We start from the raw sequence: 17,145 nt of genomic DNA, 5'->3' as shown, positions 1-17,145 counted from the left end.
ATACGATTCAAAAAAAAGCAATGAACAAGAAATATTTATTTGCAACAGTTCTGGCAGTGGGTACTTCGGTATTTACAGCTTGCAATAAAGAACGATTAAATGATGTGCCGAAAGATTCTATTGTGGCAGAAACTGCTTTAACCACGCCAGCACGAATTGTAGCCGGGGTTAACGGATTATACGCAACAATCAGGAGTGGTACATTTTATGGTGGCCGTTACCAGGTTTATAATGACATTCGTGGAGAAGACTTTCAGATAGAAACATCTAACCTGGTTACTGGTGCAGATGTATATCAGTTAAATTTAGCTAACAGCGCAACGGCCGTACAAGGCCTATGGGCTCAGGCTTATCTAGCCATCAACCGTATTAACGTATTTTTGGAAGGAATGGAAGCTACCGGGACAGCTACTATTGGTAATGCCGCTACGTCTAATGCTTATATAGGCGAGGCTCGCTTTTTGAGAGCTTTGTGTTACTATAGTTTATTACAACTGTATGCAAAACCCTATATAGATAATAATGGCGCTAATCCGGGCGTGCCGCTGCGTTTAACCGGAAATACCGGTGCCGGCAACTATGATTTAGCAAGAGCCAGCGTAGCACAGGTTTATGATCAGATATTACAGGATTTGAACTTTGCAGAAACTGCAGTACCGGTAGGCGCCTATGCAACGGTGGGTACCGTACCCAGCGCTACAGTTACTGTAACCAGGGCACACAGAAATACTGTAATTTCGTTCAAAACACGTGTTCTTTTAACCATGCAGCGTTATAATGATGTAATTATTGAGGCAAACAAGATGGTGCCGACTACAGCTCCTTTTAAAGCAACTTCTGGTGTTGCACATGAGTTGCAGGCCGACCTTAAAACAGTTTTTACAAATTATACCACTACTGAGTCTATACTATCCATGCCATTTGTTGCCGGCGTTGAAAACCCGGGCGGCCAAAATCAGCTGGGTTACTACTGGTTTCAGAATGGTAGTACGCCGGGCGTGGGTGAGTATGCAGTTAGTTCATTACCTAACGGTATATTATCTAACCCACAATGGGGGGCTGCCGATAAAAGAAGAACAGATCTCTTGTTCGCAAGATCAAATAAGTTCTGGGTTTCAAAATTCCCTACGGGTGGCCAATATCAGGATTATGCACCTGTAATGCGCTGGCCCGAAGTGTTGCTTAACCTGGCCGAAGCCCGTGCACGCACCGCCGCCGCTGCTGCCGTTCCAGATGCACAGGCATTAGCCTTATTGAATGCGGTTCACCGCCGTTCGGACGCAACAGTTACCCTGGCGCCTGCTACCAATGCAGCATTGATTGATCAGATACTTACTGAAAGACGCATCGAGTTTATAGGTGAAGGCTTGCGTAACATTGACCTGATGCGCTTGAGGCAAACTATACCGGCTAAACAGTCTGTGTCGGCAAAATCACCTACTGAACAGGGTTATATTTGGCCAATATCAGCTAATGAGTTGATATTGAATAAATTGGCAGTAGATAACAAATAATTAATTATAGTAGAATAAATAAAGCCCGGAGGCACTCGCCTCCGGGCTTTTTGTTTATGAGCCCTTTTCTTACAGTAGTTTTACAACAGCACTTTCTACGTCCAACCGCACTTCCCTGCCAAAAATCAGCGCGCAATTATTAGCCACATGCCCGGCCGGAAAATCAAAGCATACGGGGTACGTATATTCATCAACCAGTGCCTTTATAATTTCTTGTGCATTTTGGCCAAAGGGAATGTCGTTGTCCTTTATTTCCGTAAAGCCGCCTACTATAAGCCCCGCTAGTTTAGCCAGTCTGCCTGCTCGTTTTAAGGTGTACATCAGTCGGTCAATGTTATACAGGTACTCGCCTACATCTTCAATAAATAAAATCTTGCCTTCATAATCAAAGTCTGATACCGAACCTGAAAGTGAAACCAATATTGCCAGGTTTCCACCTGTTAAAATGCCCTGGGCTTTGCCACTTCTGTTTAAGGGGTGCGCCGGTATCTGGTAACTTACTTCGGCTCCAAAAAGGGCTTTCCGCAGTGTTTCAAGCGAGGTTGATGTGGCATCGGGGATGTTAATTGGCATCTGGCCGTGTAGGGTTTCTATGCCTAAGTTCTGTTGTATATGTGCATGCAGCACAGTAATGTCGCTAAAGCCAATAAGCCATTTAGGGCTGCTTTTTAATCTGCTGAAATCAACTTTATCAATCATCCTAACGGTACCATAGCCACCGCGGGCGGCAAAAATAGCTTTAATGCTGTCGTCATCAACAAAGCGTTGCAGGTCGCGGGCACGGGTGTCATCATCGCCGGCAAACTGGTGGTAATCGGCCGTAATAGTTTCGCCTAATACTACTTCCAAACCCCAGCTTTGCAGCAGAGCTACGGCATCATCCATAGGCTGGGGGAGTTTTTTTGCCGGGCACACAATGGCCACACGGTCACCTTTTTGAATATATGGGGGAGTTATGCTCATATTTGAATTATCTTTGCAAAATAGAAAAACGGAACAACAATTTGGAAGCTCAAAAATATAAACGATATACCATAACTGCGGCATTACCTTATGCTAATGGCCCAAAACATATTGGTCACCTGGCGGGCGCTTACATTCCGGCCGATTTGTATGTGCGTTACCTGCGCCTGCAACGCCGCGATGTAGTGTTTGTATGCGGGTCTGACGAGCACGGCACAGCCATTGCCAATCAAGCCATGAAAGAAGGTACAACCCCAAGGGCTATTATCGATAAATATCATGAGCTGATCAAATACTGTTTCGAAAAGCTGAATATCTCTTTCGATATTTATCACCGCACTAGTGCCCCCCTGCACCACGAAACGGCGCAGGATTTTTTCAGGGTGCTAAACGCCAAAGGCGATTTTGTGGAGCGCGAGTCGGACCAGTATTATGATGAAGAAGCCAAGGCTTTTTTGGCCGACCGTTATATAATAGGTACCTGCCCTGTTTGCAGCAACGATAATGCCTATGGCGATCAGTGCGAAAAATGCGGCAGCTCCCTGAGTCCCGATGAGCTGATTAATCCGCGCTCTACCCTGAGTGGTAATAAGCCGGTATTAAAACCTACCAAACACTGGTATTTACCGTTAGATAAGTATGAAGGCTGGCTGCGCGAGTGGATACTAGAGGGACATGCCAACGACTGGAAAACAAACGTATACGGCCAGTGCAAAAGCTGGATTGACGGAGGCTTGCACCCACGCGCCGTAACGCGCGATTTAGACTGGGGTATAAAAGTGCCTGTTGAAGGTGCCGATGGCAAAGTGCTGTATGTTTGGTTTGATGCGCCTATAGGTTATATATCGGCCACTAAGCAGTGGGCCTTAAATAACGGTAAAGACTGGAAACTGTACTGGCAAGACCCCGAAAGCAAATTGGTACACTTTATTGGTAAGGATAATATCGTGTTCCATTGTATCGTTTTTCCGGCCATGCTAAAAGCGCACGGAGAGTTTGTGTTGCCTGATAACGTACCTGCTAACGAGTTTATGAACCTGGAAGGCGATAAAATGTCGACCAGCCGTGGTTGGAGCATTGAAATGCATGAGTACCTTGAGGATTTTCCGGATAAGGTGGACGAGCTGCGTTACTACCTAACGGCCATAGCGCCCGAAACCAGCGACAGTGAGTTTACCTGGAAAGATTACCAGGCCCGTGTAAATAACGAGCTGGTGGCCATCTTAGGTAACTTGGTTAACCGGGTAATGATACTGATGCATAAGTTTTTTGACGGTAAGGTTGAAGCCGATACTGCGCAGATTACTTTAAAAGATGAAAGCTTAAATACCGAACTCCATCGCTTGTACAACGAGCTGGAGCAAAGTTTTGAAAGCTATAAATTTAGGCAGGCACAGCAGATTGCTATGGAGATTGCACGCTTGGGCAACCGTTATCTAACCGAGCAGGAACCCTGGAAGACCATTAAAACTAACCCTGAAGCCGCACGCGAAGCACTGCACAATTGTTTGGTGCTGATGGGGCATATTGCTACCTGCCTGCAGCCGTTTTTACCGGGTACCGCGCAAAAGATATTGTACATGCTCAACTGGCCCGATGATGTGATCTACTTTGATCAGGAAATGGTATTTACCAGTGGTCATCAGCTGAATGCGGCCAGTCTGTTATTTGAAAAGCTGGAAGACGAAGTGATTGAAAAACAGATACAGAAACTGATTAATAAAAAGCAAGCTTTGGAAACCGTAATAGAAGAAACCACACCATTGGTGCCTGCTAAAGAAAACATCAACTATGAGCAGTTTGCAGCTATGGATATACGTACCGGCACTATTTTAACAGCCGAAAAGGTGGCTAAGACCAAGAAGCTGTTAAAGCTCACTATTGATACCGGACTGGATCAGCGCACGGTAGTGTCGGGCATTGCCGAGTATTTTGAGCCGGATGCCATTATTGGCAAGCAGGTTAGCATACTCGTCAACCTCGAGCCACGCGAAATCAAGGGTATCCTGTCGCAGGGGATGATCCTGATGGCAGAGAATGCCGAGGGTAAGCTCAGCTTTGTATCACCCGGTGCCGATATGCACAACGGCTCGGTGGTCAGGTAAAAAAGCTGCAAAAAATAAGCAGCGCTGTAAATGTGCAGATAAATCAAAAAATTTGCACATTTGCACTTTAACCGAACCGCCCCTGTAGTTCAACGGATAGAATAGAAGTTTCCTAAACTTTAGATATGAGTTCGATTCTCGTCGGGGGTACAAAAGCCCTTCCATGGCAAATGGAAGGGCTTTTTTGTATAATGTGTATAATTATTGTATTAATTTATAACATTAGTAAGAAATACAGATTTAATCTACCAACCTCCATTTATTAAAAAAGGCCTTGCTTAGCAAGGCCTTTTTTAATAAATGGAGGTTCTAATAACCTGTGTTCTGCCTCAGTTGCGGGTTATTGTCCAGCTCACTCTGCTGAAACGGCAATAGGTAATTGTTAGTGCCAAATACCAGCGTTGTGCCCGCAGGTGTTTTTAAAGTTGGCAGCTTAATGTGGGCTATATTCCAGCGCTTCAAATCAAAATAGCGTTGTCCTTCCAAGGCCAGCTCAATGCGCCGTTCGTGGCGTATCGCTTCGCGCAGTAGATCTTTGGTGCTATAGCGGGTTCGATCCAACGGCGGCATATTAACGCCGGCGCGGCCCCTTACGGCATCCACGGCATCGTACACGCTACTGCTTGGGCCGTTGGCCTCGTTCTGCGCCTCCGCATACATCAATAAAACATCAGCATAACGCAGATGTACATAGTCCTGGTCGGTAGACTGCGCTGTTGAGGTGGTAAAAGGCGCTCGCGAAAGGTCGACATACTTTTCCATAATGAAGGTGGTTTGCGACACGTAGCTACCTGACCAAACCGTGCCCTGTGCGTTACGCCAGACTTCACCCGGCAATTTAATCGTAAGATCTAAACGCGGGTCCCGGTTAGCATAGGGTGTCGCAGCATTATACAAAGGAGATTCTGTAATACGCCTGCCATCGGTCATCTCATAATCATCAATCAAATCTTTATATGGCATAATGAGCGAGAACCAGCCCAATTCAATATCCATACCCTGGTTGGCCCTTTGAATGTTGTTAGGCGCCAGGTACTGGGTGGAAAACATAATTTCGTTGTTACTGCCTGCACCGCTACTCTGCCCGGCTGTTTTAAACAGGTTGGCATAGTTGTTAGCCAAAGCAAACTTACCTGAGCTGATGATTTCCTGTGCAAGGCCTGCAGCTTCAGCCCAGCGTTGCTGGGTTAATAGGACTCTTACCTTTATGCCTTTGGCACTGCCTCTTACCGCATGGCCGGTATATCGGTCATCGGGCAGGTTGGCAATGGCAAAGTCCAGGTCTTCGTTTATAAAGGTATATACGTCTGCCGCACTGCTTTTGGCAATCTTGGCATCATCTGCGGTAGGCGGACTGGTACGGTATATAGGCACACCGCCAAACAACTGCACCAGGTCAAAATAGGCCAGTGCCCTGATGAATCTTACCTCGGCTTTGTACACGTTCTTTGCGGCATCCGTAAGTGGTGCTTTGTCTACGTTATCCAAAAAGAAGTTACAGCTTGATATAGCCCGGTAAGGTGAGCTGTATAGGTTGTTGATGGCGCCGCCTGTGGCAGCCGAAAGGTTACCCGTGGTAAGAGTATTCATGTTACCACCTTGATTGGTATTGTTATCCAGAAAGGCATTATCTGAAAGGCCGTCCAGATAAACCCTTTCGTAACCTAAAAAGTTTTGCTGCAGTCTGGAGTACACGCCTGTAAGCGCGGTTTGCACATCGGTTTCAGACTGCCAGAAGATCTGACTCGAAACACTGTTGAGAGGATTGCGATCTAAAAAGTCCTTGCTGCAGGATGTTATAGCTACCAGCACAATCATTGAGGCCGACCGCAGTAAATATTTTGTTTTCATGATGCTCAGTTTAAAATTTAACATTGATGCCAAAGTTGTAGATACGGGTTTGCGGATATTGCGCGTAGTTACCCGTTACGCTAGGGCCCCCAACGCTGCCGTTCAGCCTTTCAGGATCAGCACCTTCATAATTAGTTATGGTAAACAGGTTTTCGCCTGAGAAATAAATACTGGCGCCCTTGGCCCCCACTTTCCGTATCAGGTCGGTTGGCAGTGTATACGTAAGCGTAACATTCTTCATACGCAGGTAAGACGCATCCATCAGGTAATAAGTTGAACCTACATAATTGGCCACCCCGGTATAACCGGCAATGTAAAGTGCAGGTAAGGTTTGGCTGCGGTTCTCAGGTGTCCAGGCGTTGCGCCACTTTTCCGTTGGTGCAGTGCCCTGCATAAATGGATCAATGCCCCAGTTATTTACCCGGTTTTTTAAGCCTTGTACACCCTGAAAGAAAGTACTCAGGTTAAATGCTTTGTAGCCCACATGAAAACCGAACGAGTAGGTGTAGTCAGCATAAGCGCCATCAACAACAGTACGATCATTGGCATCCACTACGTTATCACCATTAAGATCTTTCATCTTCAGATCGCCGGCTTTAGGATTAGGGTTAAGTGCGTGGCGTGGTACCGCCGGATTACCTATATCTTCTACCTGGAAAATGCCGTCCCATACATACAGGTAGTGGGCATCGTATGGTAAGCCAACCTGCCTTATACTGGTGCCGCTGGTACTTGGCGTACGTATTTTAAGCAGCTTGTTTTTAGCAGTAGCAAACACCACGTTGGCACCGTAGGTGAACTGGCCAATCCGGTTATCGTGTCTTAGTTCCAATTCCACACCACGGTTTTGTAGTTCGCCGTCGTTAGTGGTGGGGGCACCTAGACCCAAACTCGCGGGTACGGGTTGTTGTGCCAGTACGTTGTAGGTCTTCTTATTAAACCAATCAAACGTAATACCTAACAAACCCCGCCAGGCCTCAAAATCAAAGCCCAGGTCAACTATACGGGTTGATTCCCAACGCAGGCTCTGGTCGCGCAGTATGCTGATTACGGCGCCTTGCTGCAAAGCCGTGTTGCCAAATGGATAACCAATATTATCAGTCACCAAGTTATCCTGGTACAAGTAAGTACCTACATCCTGGTTACCCAGTACACCGTATGATCCACGCACTTTAAAGCTCGTTAACCAGTTAAACCGGCGCATAAAGCTTTCCTCGGAAACCAGCCAGCCTGCCGAAACTGAAGGGAATGCTCCCCAGCGGTATTGTGGCGAAACTTTGGAAGTGCCGTCATAACGCAAGTTAGCTTCGAGCAGGTATTTGTTCTTAAAGTTATAATTCAACCGGCCGAAAAATGACTGCATGGCCCACTCCGATGGGTTAACCGGTATTCCCGGCAGCCTGGGTGAAGTGTTAAATAGTGTCTGATTGGTTGGCGAATAACCGCTCAATTCCTCCAAAATAGGAAACGCGCTATTGGGCCGGTTTGCGCGCAAGGTTTGATAGCGGTTGAATAGCTGCTCATACCCGGCCAGTACTTTAAAGTTGTGATCTTTTGCTACGGTGGTTTGATAAGTTAGCGTACTGTAAACGGTAGGTGATATGGTTTTGGTATACTGATCGGTAACGCCCAGAATATCTGGCGGACCATTATCAAAAAACTTGTAATCGCCGTTGGCGCCCCGTTCCTGCAGCAGGTAGGTATTGATACCGTGCTGGTACATCTTATAGTACTCATCCACATAATTTACCGCTACTTTCGTAGACCAGGTAAGATTAGGCAGAAACTTTACATCCAGGTAGGCCTGTCCGTTAAAATTGTACTCCTTGGTATTTTGGTAACCCATGTTGAAAACCGTTTCTGGGTTACGGTTACGGCCTTCGTTCTCGTATGCGCGCTGTGCAATACGGCCGCTGCCATCGGGCAGGTAGGGACCATAAAGCGGACCAGCAGCCAATACCAGTAGCATCATGTTCTCGCTTGTAAAAGGCGGATCAGTACGGTCACGATAGGCCAGGTTTAAGGATGTACCAAAACTTACCGCTTTGCTGATTTGGTTGGTATAGTTAAGCAATGTGTTATACCGCTTAAACTTGTAATTGGGCAATACACCGTTCTGATTCAAATAGCTGGCCGATACATTGAATGCACTTTTATCACTACCACCCGACACGCTGATATTATGGTTGTTAACCACTGCTGGCTGGATATAATAATCCAGGTAGTCGAAATTGGGGTACTGGTTTTTATCCGAAGCGTTGCGGTAAGCATCAATACGTGCTTGGGTGTAAATTTCGGGCAGGCCCTGCCTGCGTGCTGCCGTGCGGTACATTTCCATATAGTCTACCGAGTTGGTAATCAGATCAGGCAGTGCATTGGCTACGTTGATAGAGACGTTACCACGGTAGCTTACCGTGGTAGTGCCTTTTTTTCCTTTTTTAGTGGTTACCAGCACGACGCCGTTAGCTGCACGTGCACCGTATATAGAGGCCGATGCGGCATCTTTTAACACCGTAACATTTTCAATATCATCAGGCGAAAGAACAGACATATTACCAATCACGCCGTCGACCAATACCAAAGGCTGTGTATTTGTACCCGAATTGAACGAGCCACGTCCCCTGATGAGAAAGCCCGGATTGTCACGACCTGGTTCGGCCGAAGGCTGGGTTACCTGCAGGCCTGCTATACGACCTTGTAACAAGTTAGCCGCGTTTGGGGCAGGCCTTTCGGTTAGGGTTGCCCCGGTAACTGTGCCTACTGAACCAGTAAGGTTGGCCCTTCGTTGCACGCCATAGCCTACCACTACTACGTCTTCAAGCGCTTTATTATCGTTTTGTAAGGTAATATTCACGTTTTGCCTTCCGGCAAGCGCAACTTCCTGGGTAACATAGCCTACATAAGTAACCACAAGGGTGACATTGTCAGGAGCTATTATTTTGAAGTTACCGTTCACATCAGTCATGGTAGCGGTACTACCATTTTTAATTCTAATGCTGACGCCTACCAATTCTTCGCCACTATTAGCGGTAATACGGCCGGTAATAGGCACAGGTGTGTTGGTTTGGGCCGTAAGCCGGCTAGTGCAGAGCAGCAGCAACAGAAAAAGCACCTGAAAAGTGCGGCTGCCTGCTTTTTTGAGCAGAGTAAAGTTTTTCATAATCGTTGGTTTTAGTAATTGGTCTTGTAACAAGCGTGGTAGCTTACCAGAATCGCTTTTGCGTGAGGTTAGATGTACTGTTAGGTCATAATGTAAGTTTTAAGGTTAACGAAATTGTAGTTTAACAAACAGCTCAGACCACCCACAAATTAGACAATAAACTGCTGGCCTGTTTGTATACACAAGCGCAAACGAAATTGAAGTCGAAGCAGTACCCCCGGCAGTAGCATTAGCCTGCCATGATGATGCTTGCTTTACTCGGTTTAAAAAGCAATTGTCTAGCTTCGGTTATGGTAATTGGTAGCGGCTGTTAAAACCTGTGGTAATAGTAATTATAGATAGCGTGAGATAATTGCACTTGATTATCATTTTCTTGTAGCATTTTGACAACGATTATGTACGGAGCTTGAATTTTGCGAGTATTGAGGTAAGTTTCTGTTTAATTGCTTAAGAGTGTTTAATAAAACCATGCATACTTTTTATGAAATTAATATCAGCAATAAATCACTGATACTAAAAGGCTGGATTGAAGATAAGCAGGTCGGCTCAATGAACCCTTACCTAGTAAGCCGGGGAGACAAGATTTATACTTACGGAAATTAGCAATCAAGCGGTTATGTGTCGATTTATTCATCGCTTTTTGCGATGTATAACTTGGAGGATGACAAACGGCCACCAGTCAAGAATTACAGTTATTATACCGGCTGGGTCTGTTAAACTGAGGGATTCATGATGGAAATAAACAATAAGCTATACTTGGGTTTAGGACGCGACCGATACTTCGATAGTAAATATGTATGCCAGTAAAATAATAAGAACTTGTACCAGGTCTCGATCATTTACATCCTAAAACGAAATAGTGATGTGAATTTAAATCTTTAGTTCTAAGCAGGTTACTAATGCCAAGTAGTCCAGTTTCCACTATGAGTTTACATTTTTGTGGTTAAGGAACAACATCAAATCTAGCTGAATAACTAGCGAATCATCAATGCCGGTGGGTTGCATGTTTGTGACACCCGGGATGCTCAACTGATCAAGGTGCTCGACAATCTCAGCTTCTGATATTTTAAGTTTGGATGCAGTGCTTGCAAACTGGTATTAAATAGTATGTTTTAGATGGGTTGATGGAAATGCTTCTTTGTATTTAGGTGTCAGTATTAGCAATGAGGTTTCTTATTTAGAAATTCGGTCCCAATTAAACCACTTGTATTCTGTAAGGCAAGAGTTAGCTGCCGATGGATAAGTTACGCTATAAAAACCTAATGCGGTTTCACTGAATTCGTGAAACTCAAACTTAAAATTAGAGATTGCGTTTACTAGCAAATCATCTGGTTTTGAATTTACAATCTTATAGTTGGAAAACTTGATAAAGAAGTGGTCAATATCCTGATCAGAATAAGTCCAATTGAATGTTGCTAAAAGCTCCCCGTTTGCGGTAATATTGCCAGAGCCATCAGGACTGATCAAAAGAATATTCGATAATTGACTTCCCTCTCGCGTTACACTGCTGCTCCCAGGGTTGCCTGCATTTCCGCAATTAACCACATCAAGGCTAAATTTTCTGGCCTTCCAGGTACCAACAACAGTGAATTCAATTTCTTCGTCTTCTTTCTTTTCACATGAGGTAATAAACAGTAAACTCAACAACGACAAATAGACTAACTTCTTCATGATTATAAGAATGATATTCTATAAACATCTGTAAACTAAACCTTAACAGTACAATAATATAGTTGATTGTGTATTTAATTGTGAAGGCAGTGGTTGGCGATTTAGACCAACATTCGCGTTAAATAGCTTTGTAGCCCGCACTAACACTCCAGGCCCGATTTTTAAAGTAATATATTTGAGAGCGATTAAATATTATGAAAGGAAAGCTTTTTGTTGCTATGTTGACTGTGCTTATAAGTGCATCATCGTTCGGACTGTGGGGTAGAAACGAGACTGCTCTTTTCGATAAAGAAGGTGAAGCTAAAGCATTTATTAGTGAAGATTCGACAATATACTTATGGGACGGCGCGCCGGTTGCCTATTTAAGTGATGCATATAATGCCTGGCATATTTACGGGTTCAATGGCGATCATTTGGGTTGGTATGCAAACGGCATTATATATAATAATGACGGGGACATTGTTGGTGCTCAAAAAGGCGCTGCCAACTTGATTACCTTAAGTGAAATAGGAAAGGGAATGAAAAGTATGAAGCCATTTCCAAGTCTCAAGAAGATAGCTCCTGGAAAACCCATATTTTCAAGTAGTTGGAGCAAAACACCATTAGAGGGGTTTTTAAAAGCAGGTAAAGATTAAAGTCAGATAATACTACACTGCACACTTTTTCTCACCATTGCGCAATCTGCTTTACGAGGGTTTAAAGACGTTCATAATGCCGTTATTATTAGATAACTATGCTCTAAATAATGCGCAATGATCAGGCTTTTTGCTTCAGTACTCATTTCATCAGCGTCTTTGACCCAAAACAGCTACTACGAACTGAACCTGAAAGCACGTTTGTCTATCAATCTATCCATTGAAATAGCTTACTAATTTTGGTAGCGTGTATGCCATCATCCAGGTTAATGGAAAGATTATATAGAAGTAATGGTGAACCCGAAGGGGTTTCTAAAAACCTATTCAAGGTCGTTAAGCACCCCGCATTGAAATAATTGCAGAAGATTTTCTGTTGGCTAGATATATCGCTTAATGATGTGACTTACGTGTTGGGCGCTTAAAAATTTAATAAGTCAGTTAATAGTTAGAGCCGGCAAGGGTTTCATAGTACCTGAGCCGGCTTATTTTTAATTACGTTCTATTGCTGTTGTATTAGGTGATGCCTGATTGCTTTGGTATCAATAAACTATGGGAGACTTAAAACCTCGCTGGTATGGCTGGTAACGTAGTTCTGCAGTTCATGTACATACTTTATGGTTTGACTGTTATTATTTGCCTCACTTGAAATGGTGATTTCTTCCACGTCTGCGTCAGTTGGTTGCAACGATAGGGTTATGCCATTGCGAGTAAACTTTTTTTGTGTGGGTATGGCAAAGTTTTGGTCTCCGGGGGCTTGGGTAAAGTTAAGCTCCAGTAGCCATAAATCTGTCAGCGGAATGGGTGCTACTTCTGCAGGCTGTAACTGCAGGTTTGCAAATGGATCATTGATAGATGCAACTGTGATTTGGTCGCCGACACCTAAAACACGGCAGATTTCTAACGCCCCGGCAGCTTGCAGGTGTACATAATTATTAACTGCTATTTTATCAGTTTCCATAAGTAATATATAAAGGATTGGCCCGATAGAATTGTTTTTTTAATTGATTATAGCCGCAGGAAATTGCTTGATAGAGAAAGAATAAATTGACAAATCGAAGCTCTGATTTAATTTTTATTTAATTTATATTCTCGATAATTAATATGTAGATTGCTCACGCAAAAATCTTAATCACATGAAAAAAAAATTACATTATGCCAGCTACCTGCTGGTTATGCTGCTGATTTTCAGCGGTTGTAAAAAAGACCGTAACGAAGATGAACCCGAAAAAACAGATTCTAATAAGGAGTTCTTTGTGTCGTCTGCAACTTCGGGTAGTTTTACAAAAGTACAATTGCAAGCTTTAGCTGCATTGCAAGGTTTTGGATCTTTTTTGCCGCTTATACAGTATGATGTAGACTTTTATAAAATTACTTACCAAACAACATACAAAGGCAGTAAGATTAATGCTTCCGGCTTGTTGTGTATTCCCAAAGGCATGACCACAACTCCCGCGTTGCTCAGCGCGCAGCATGGTACTATGTTCAGAGATGCTGATGCGCCGTCGAACTTTCCAAACACGTTTACCGGTTTTGAACTATTTGCATCAGCTGGTTTCATTACGGTTATCCCCGATTTTATTGGCTATGGCGTATCAAAAGATATTATTCATCCTTACTATGACATGCAAACTTCAGGTTTGGCTGTAACCGATATGCTGAAGGCTGCCAAGTATTACCTGAAGGATAAGAACATTGCAGTTAATAATAAGCTGTTTCTGATCGGGTATTCGGAAGGCGGGTATGTAACTATGGCGGCTCAAAAAGAAATTGAAACCCATACCAGTCATAACTTAACCTTAACAGCCGCTGCTGAAGGTGCTGGTGGCTATGATGTTTCGGGCATGTTAGCTAAGGTGGCCACGGTTCCTACCTACCCTGATCCGTCTTTTTTTGCGTTATTTATGATGGGTTATAATTCTATTTATAATTATAACCATCCTTTAACCGACTTTTTTACCCAGCCCTATGCCACTAATATACCAGGCTTATTGGATGGCAGCAAAACCAGCGACCAGATTAACGCTGCCCTGCCTGCTGCCCCTTCTGCGCTTTTTAACCCCACTTTTTACAGTAGTTTAAGTAACCCGTTGGCCGAAACTAATTTCAAAGCTCAAGTAGCGGCCAATAGCTTTCCTAATTGGTATCCGGTTAGCCCAACCAGGTTATACCATGGCACGGCAGATCAAAATGTTTATTATGAAACCAGCCAATCTACATTTAACAGGTTTAAGGCGGCCGGTTCGGCGCAAATAACGTTAACTTCAATTCCGGGAGGCACACACGAAACCAGTGTAACGCCCATGATGCTGGATGCCTTACCCTGGTTTAAATCATTAGCGCAATAATCCTTTTTAAGCTTGCTTGGTAGTTAATAATATAGCAAGATGTTATAACTAAAACGCAGCTTTATCCAAAGGAAAAGCTGCGTTTTTCCTAAAGGTGAAATTTTTAATAAACCAACAGTTAAATATACTATTAGTTGATTGTGTATTTAATTGTGTATTAATATTTTACAATTGAAATGTTATATTTGTATTGTCACCCCTAAATTGACTAATCAACTATATAACCCATTTCATGAACGCCCCTAAAAATACATGCCCTAAATGTGGTATTGCGCCGTTACACCGTATTAAGCGAAGCAGGCTGGTAAAAAGCCTGTTCTTTTTCTTGCCCATACGTAGGTTTTGCTGTTATTATTGTAATGATACGCTATACCTTGTGGGAAAGCAAGGCAATTATTTGTCATCACAATCCTTTATCAAGGAGTCATCTTCATCTTTCACATCCTGATAGGTCTGGATGCTTCTCTAATCATGCTTTTCGATACAAAATGGCATAAGTAAGGCAAATTAGTTGTAACAAAATCCAGTATATAACGTACACAAGCTACATACCCCCTAAATCACTATTGTATGTATAAAGCTTTTCGTAGTATACTAAGCCGTACTTTTACATTAAGTGCCCTATTAGTGCTTGCATTTATCAGTAATTTTTTTTTATTGGCAATGGTTGCCAACCAGCTAATAGAAAAGTGTATGGAATACATTAACCCCGACCGTGTTGTGTCAATGAAGCAACCAACAGTTAAACGCGAGGAAAGATTTACAACACCGGCAATCGTTTAACGTTCTGCAGGCTTTTGTTCCTCCTTGCGTTGTTGATATAGTTTTAACGGATGTTTAAGAAGTTAACATTGCTTTTTATTCGGCCGTTAAAACATTCTCTTTTTAAAATTCCTTTTATAGTTTTGACATACGTTTAGTGGGCATGTAATAATGCATACACTATACGTATTGGGGCAAATGTTATGCAAAATTTATCTGTTCTCTTATTATCTACAACCTCTTGGGTAACTATTGCTATATGCAGTGTTATAGTGCTGATGCTTTTCCTGAAAATTGTTAAGTTCTGGCTAAAGTTGATACTCATTATTGCGCTTATCTTCTTTATAGGGAAATGCTATTTTACTAAGAAGAGCACTGGCCGGTCTGCATACCATTCTTCGGCTTGTGCAATGGGCCATAGCCTTGCCTAAGGATATAACCTCTCTACCTAACTGTGCAAAATTCAGAACAGAAGGCTGACAAGTGACGTATTTAATGATTAGGCAAGGGATATTTAATTGTGACGATGAGGCTTTGCAAGTAATGATATTGATTGCGTAACCAGATGAGTCTGCGCTGGTTTGCAGCATTGCTCAGCTTTTAATTTTTAAGCTTTAAGTTACTTCTTTTGCATGTCAGCATGCTGATGTGCTATACACCGCTGCTATAAAACAACGGTGTAAGCTATTTATTCATGTACCTCGTAAAGCATTACCGGTTTGGCCTTGTTTTTTAAATGCACTTCGCCAATAGCTTCGCAACTAAAAGAGGTTTTTGCTTTCTGATAAGTTTCTTCGGTAATAACAATTTGGTTGGCTTTGGCTGCCGATTGAATGCGCTGAGCCAGGTTAACCGCATCGCCAATTACCGTATAGTCAAGCCGTTTAAGGGAGGCTGAACCAATGTTGCCAGAAATCATTTCGCCAGAATTTATTCCTACCGAAATTTGTGGTTTGTAAGTCTTGTCGCCAGCAGTAATGTCTTGTACATCGTTCAGCGCATGTTTTATCGACAGCGCGGCATCAATGGCGCGGTCCAGGTGGTAATCGCCCCTAAATACCGCCATTACCGCATCACCCATAAATTTATCTACGTGGCCGCCCTGGGCTATAATTTCTTTTACTATCTTATCAAAAAGGCTGTTCAGTAGCTCAACCACCTGGTTGGCCGGCACCTGCTCGGTAATGGCAGTAAAGCCGCATACATCTACAAACATCACCGTAGCTTCCAGCAGTTCATTTTTTAATAAGCTGCTTTCAAACTCCTTGTGCGTCATAAAATTGAGTACGTTCTCATCCACATACATTTTCAGGATGTTGTTCTCTTTTATGGCTTTAAGGGTATCCTGAAGCTGCTTTACATGATCTATCGTCTTTTGCATGGTGAGTTCAAGATCCTCAAAATCAACTGGCTTGCATACAAAATCATAAGCGCCGCGGTTCATGGCGGTACGAATATTCTGCATATCGCCATAGGCCGATACTACTACTGCTTTTATCATCGGGTTGGCCTCGGGTAATTTGCTCAACAGGGTCAACCCGTCCATAATGGGCATATTGATGTCTGACAGGATAATGTCCAGATCGGGGTGTGCCGCTACCTTTTCAAGCGCTTCCTGGCCATTGCGGGCAAATACAAACTCATATACATGCTCTCTTATCTTGCGCCTAAACTTTTGTTTTACCAGCACTTCCAGGTCTTCTTCATCATCCACTACCAGTATTTTGGCCATTATGCAGTAAAGTTTTTAAGTTTTTCTTTTAATAAACTAAAATCGAGAGGCTTTGTCAAAAAATCGTTGGCGCCATTTTGCATGGCCTGGCGGTGGTTTTCCTCATCACCATAAGCCGTAACCATCATTACCACCGGCGGTGGTGGCGGGTTAGCAAAATCATGTCTAATGTGGCCAAGTAGCTCAATGCCGCTCATGCCCGGCATATTAATGTCCGAAAGGATAAGTACAACTTCGGAGTGTTTGTTATGCAGGTAAGTAAGCGCCTGCTCCCCAGACAGGGCAAAATCGAACTCCAGCTCTCCACTACGAATTTCTTTGCGAAAACGCTGTAAAAAAAGTGGCTGTACGTCGGCCTCATCATCTACAACTAAAATTTTCATAGCCATCAGTCAAATATAATCAAT

At 43.5% G+C, this 17,145-nt stretch carries 12 protein-coding genes and 1 tRNA gene; 6 read left to right on the top strand and 7 right to left on the bottom strand.

Annotated elements, in window-relative coordinates:
• The first annotated feature begins 20 nt into the window (after positions 1 to 20).
• Positions 21 to 1,514: a RagB/SusD family nutrient uptake outer membrane protein gene (locus ABDD94_RS20840; RefSeq protein WP_345953851.1), complete on the top strand. Its 1,494-nt coding sequence runs from the start codon at positions 21 to 23 to the stop codon at positions 1,512 to 1,514.
• 69 nt (positions 1,515 to 1,583) lie between these two features.
• Here the strand turns inward: ABDD94_RS20840 and ABDD94_RS20835 are convergent, their stop codons facing one another.
• On the bottom strand, positions 1,584 to 2,477 hold the full coding sequence (locus ABDD94_RS20835; RefSeq protein WP_345953850.1) for an LD-carboxypeptidase: 894 nt from the start codon (positions 2,475 to 2,477) through the stop codon (positions 1,584 to 1,586).
• Positions 2,478 to 2,518: 41 nt separating this feature from the next.
• Here ABDD94_RS20835 and metG point away from each other — a divergent pair, with 41 nt between their 5' ends.
• Together metG and ABDD94_RS20825 are read left to right on the top strand one after the other, a co-directional pair.
• Complete coding sequence (gene metG / locus ABDD94_RS20830; protein WP_345953849.1) at positions 2,519 to 4,582, top strand: methionine--tRNA ligase; 2,064 nt, start codon at positions 2,519 to 2,521, stop codon at positions 4,580 to 4,582.
• Positions 4,583 to 4,660: 78 nt separating this feature from the next.
• A tRNA-Arg gene (locus ABDD94_RS20825) sits at positions 4,661 to 4,732 on the top strand.
• 159 nt (positions 4,733 to 4,891) lie between these two features.
• Here the strand turns inward: ABDD94_RS20825 and ABDD94_RS20820 are convergent.
• Positions 4,892 to 6,433, bottom strand: a complete 1,542-nt coding sequence (locus ABDD94_RS20820) for a RagB/SusD family nutrient uptake outer membrane protein (RefSeq protein WP_345953848.1) — start codon at positions 6,431 to 6,433, stop codon at positions 4,892 to 4,894.
• A gap of 10 nt (positions 6,434 to 6,443) precedes the next feature.
• Entirely contained in the window at positions 6,444 to 9,593 is a 3,150-nt protein-coding gene (locus tag ABDD94_RS20815) for a TonB-dependent receptor (protein WP_345953847.1), read from the bottom strand.
• A 468-nt stretch (positions 9,594 to 10,061) separates the two neighbouring features.
• On the opposite strand from ABDD94_RS20815, the gene ABDD94_RS20810 reads away from it, so the two are divergent.
• Complete coding sequence (locus ABDD94_RS20810; RefSeq protein WP_345953846.1) at positions 10,062 to 10,196, top strand: hypothetical protein; 135 nt, start codon at positions 10,062 to 10,064, stop codon at positions 10,194 to 10,196.
• 570 nt (positions 10,197 to 10,766) lie between these two features.
• Here ABDD94_RS20810 and ABDD94_RS20805 read toward each other — a convergent pair.
• Positions 10,767 to 11,264, bottom strand: coding sequence for a hypothetical protein (locus ABDD94_RS20805; protein WP_345953845.1), 498 nt, complete (start codon positions 11,262 to 11,264; stop codon positions 10,767 to 10,769).
• A gap of 194 nt (positions 11,265 to 11,458) precedes the next feature.
• Here ABDD94_RS20805 and ABDD94_RS20800 point away from each other — a divergent pair, with 194 nt between their 5' ends.
• Complete coding sequence (locus ABDD94_RS20800; RefSeq protein WP_345953844.1) at positions 11,459 to 11,899, top strand: 4-fold beta flower protein; 441 nt, start codon at positions 11,459 to 11,461, stop codon at positions 11,897 to 11,899.
• 547 nt (positions 11,900 to 12,446) lie between these two features.
• Here the strand turns inward: ABDD94_RS20800 and ABDD94_RS20795 are convergent.
• Entirely contained in the window at positions 12,447 to 12,857 is a 411-nt protein-coding gene (locus tag ABDD94_RS20795) for a hypothetical protein (protein WP_345953843.1), read from the bottom strand.
• A 175-nt stretch (positions 12,858 to 13,032) separates the two neighbouring features.
• Here ABDD94_RS20795 and ABDD94_RS20790 point away from each other — a divergent pair, with 175 nt between their 5' ends.
• Positions 13,033 to 14,244, top strand: coding sequence for a prolyl oligopeptidase family serine peptidase (locus tag ABDD94_RS20790; RefSeq protein WP_345953842.1), 1,212 nt, complete (start codon positions 13,033 to 13,035; stop codon positions 14,242 to 14,244).
• Between the two features lie 1,450 nt (positions 14,245 to 15,694).
• On the opposite strand, the gene ABDD94_RS20785 is transcribed toward ABDD94_RS20790, so the two are convergent.
• Both ABDD94_RS20785 and ABDD94_RS20780 read right to left on the bottom strand, forming a co-directional pair.
• Complete coding sequence (locus tag ABDD94_RS20785) at positions 15,695 to 16,738, bottom strand: adenylate/guanylate cyclase domain-containing protein (protein WP_345953841.1); 1,044 nt, start codon at positions 16,736 to 16,738, stop codon at positions 15,695 to 15,697.
• Positions 16,738 to 17,121 carry a response regulator gene (locus tag ABDD94_RS20780; RefSeq protein WP_345953840.1) on the bottom strand — a complete coding sequence of 128 codons (384 nt, stop codon included), beginning with the start codon at positions 17,119 to 17,121 and terminating at the stop codon, positions 16,738 to 16,740. The genes ABDD94_RS20785 and ABDD94_RS20780 overlap by 1 nt, the downstream gene beginning before the upstream one ends.
• Between the last annotated feature and the right edge of the window lie 24 nt (positions 17,122 to 17,145).

Source organism: Mucilaginibacter sp. PAMB04168, from assembly GCF_039634365.2.
Lineage (GTDB): Bacteria > Bacteroidota > Bacteroidia > Sphingobacteriales > Sphingobacteriaceae > Mucilaginibacter.
Note: the sequence above shows the minus strand (reverse complement) of the source record. Positions and strands in the feature narration are given on the sequence as shown.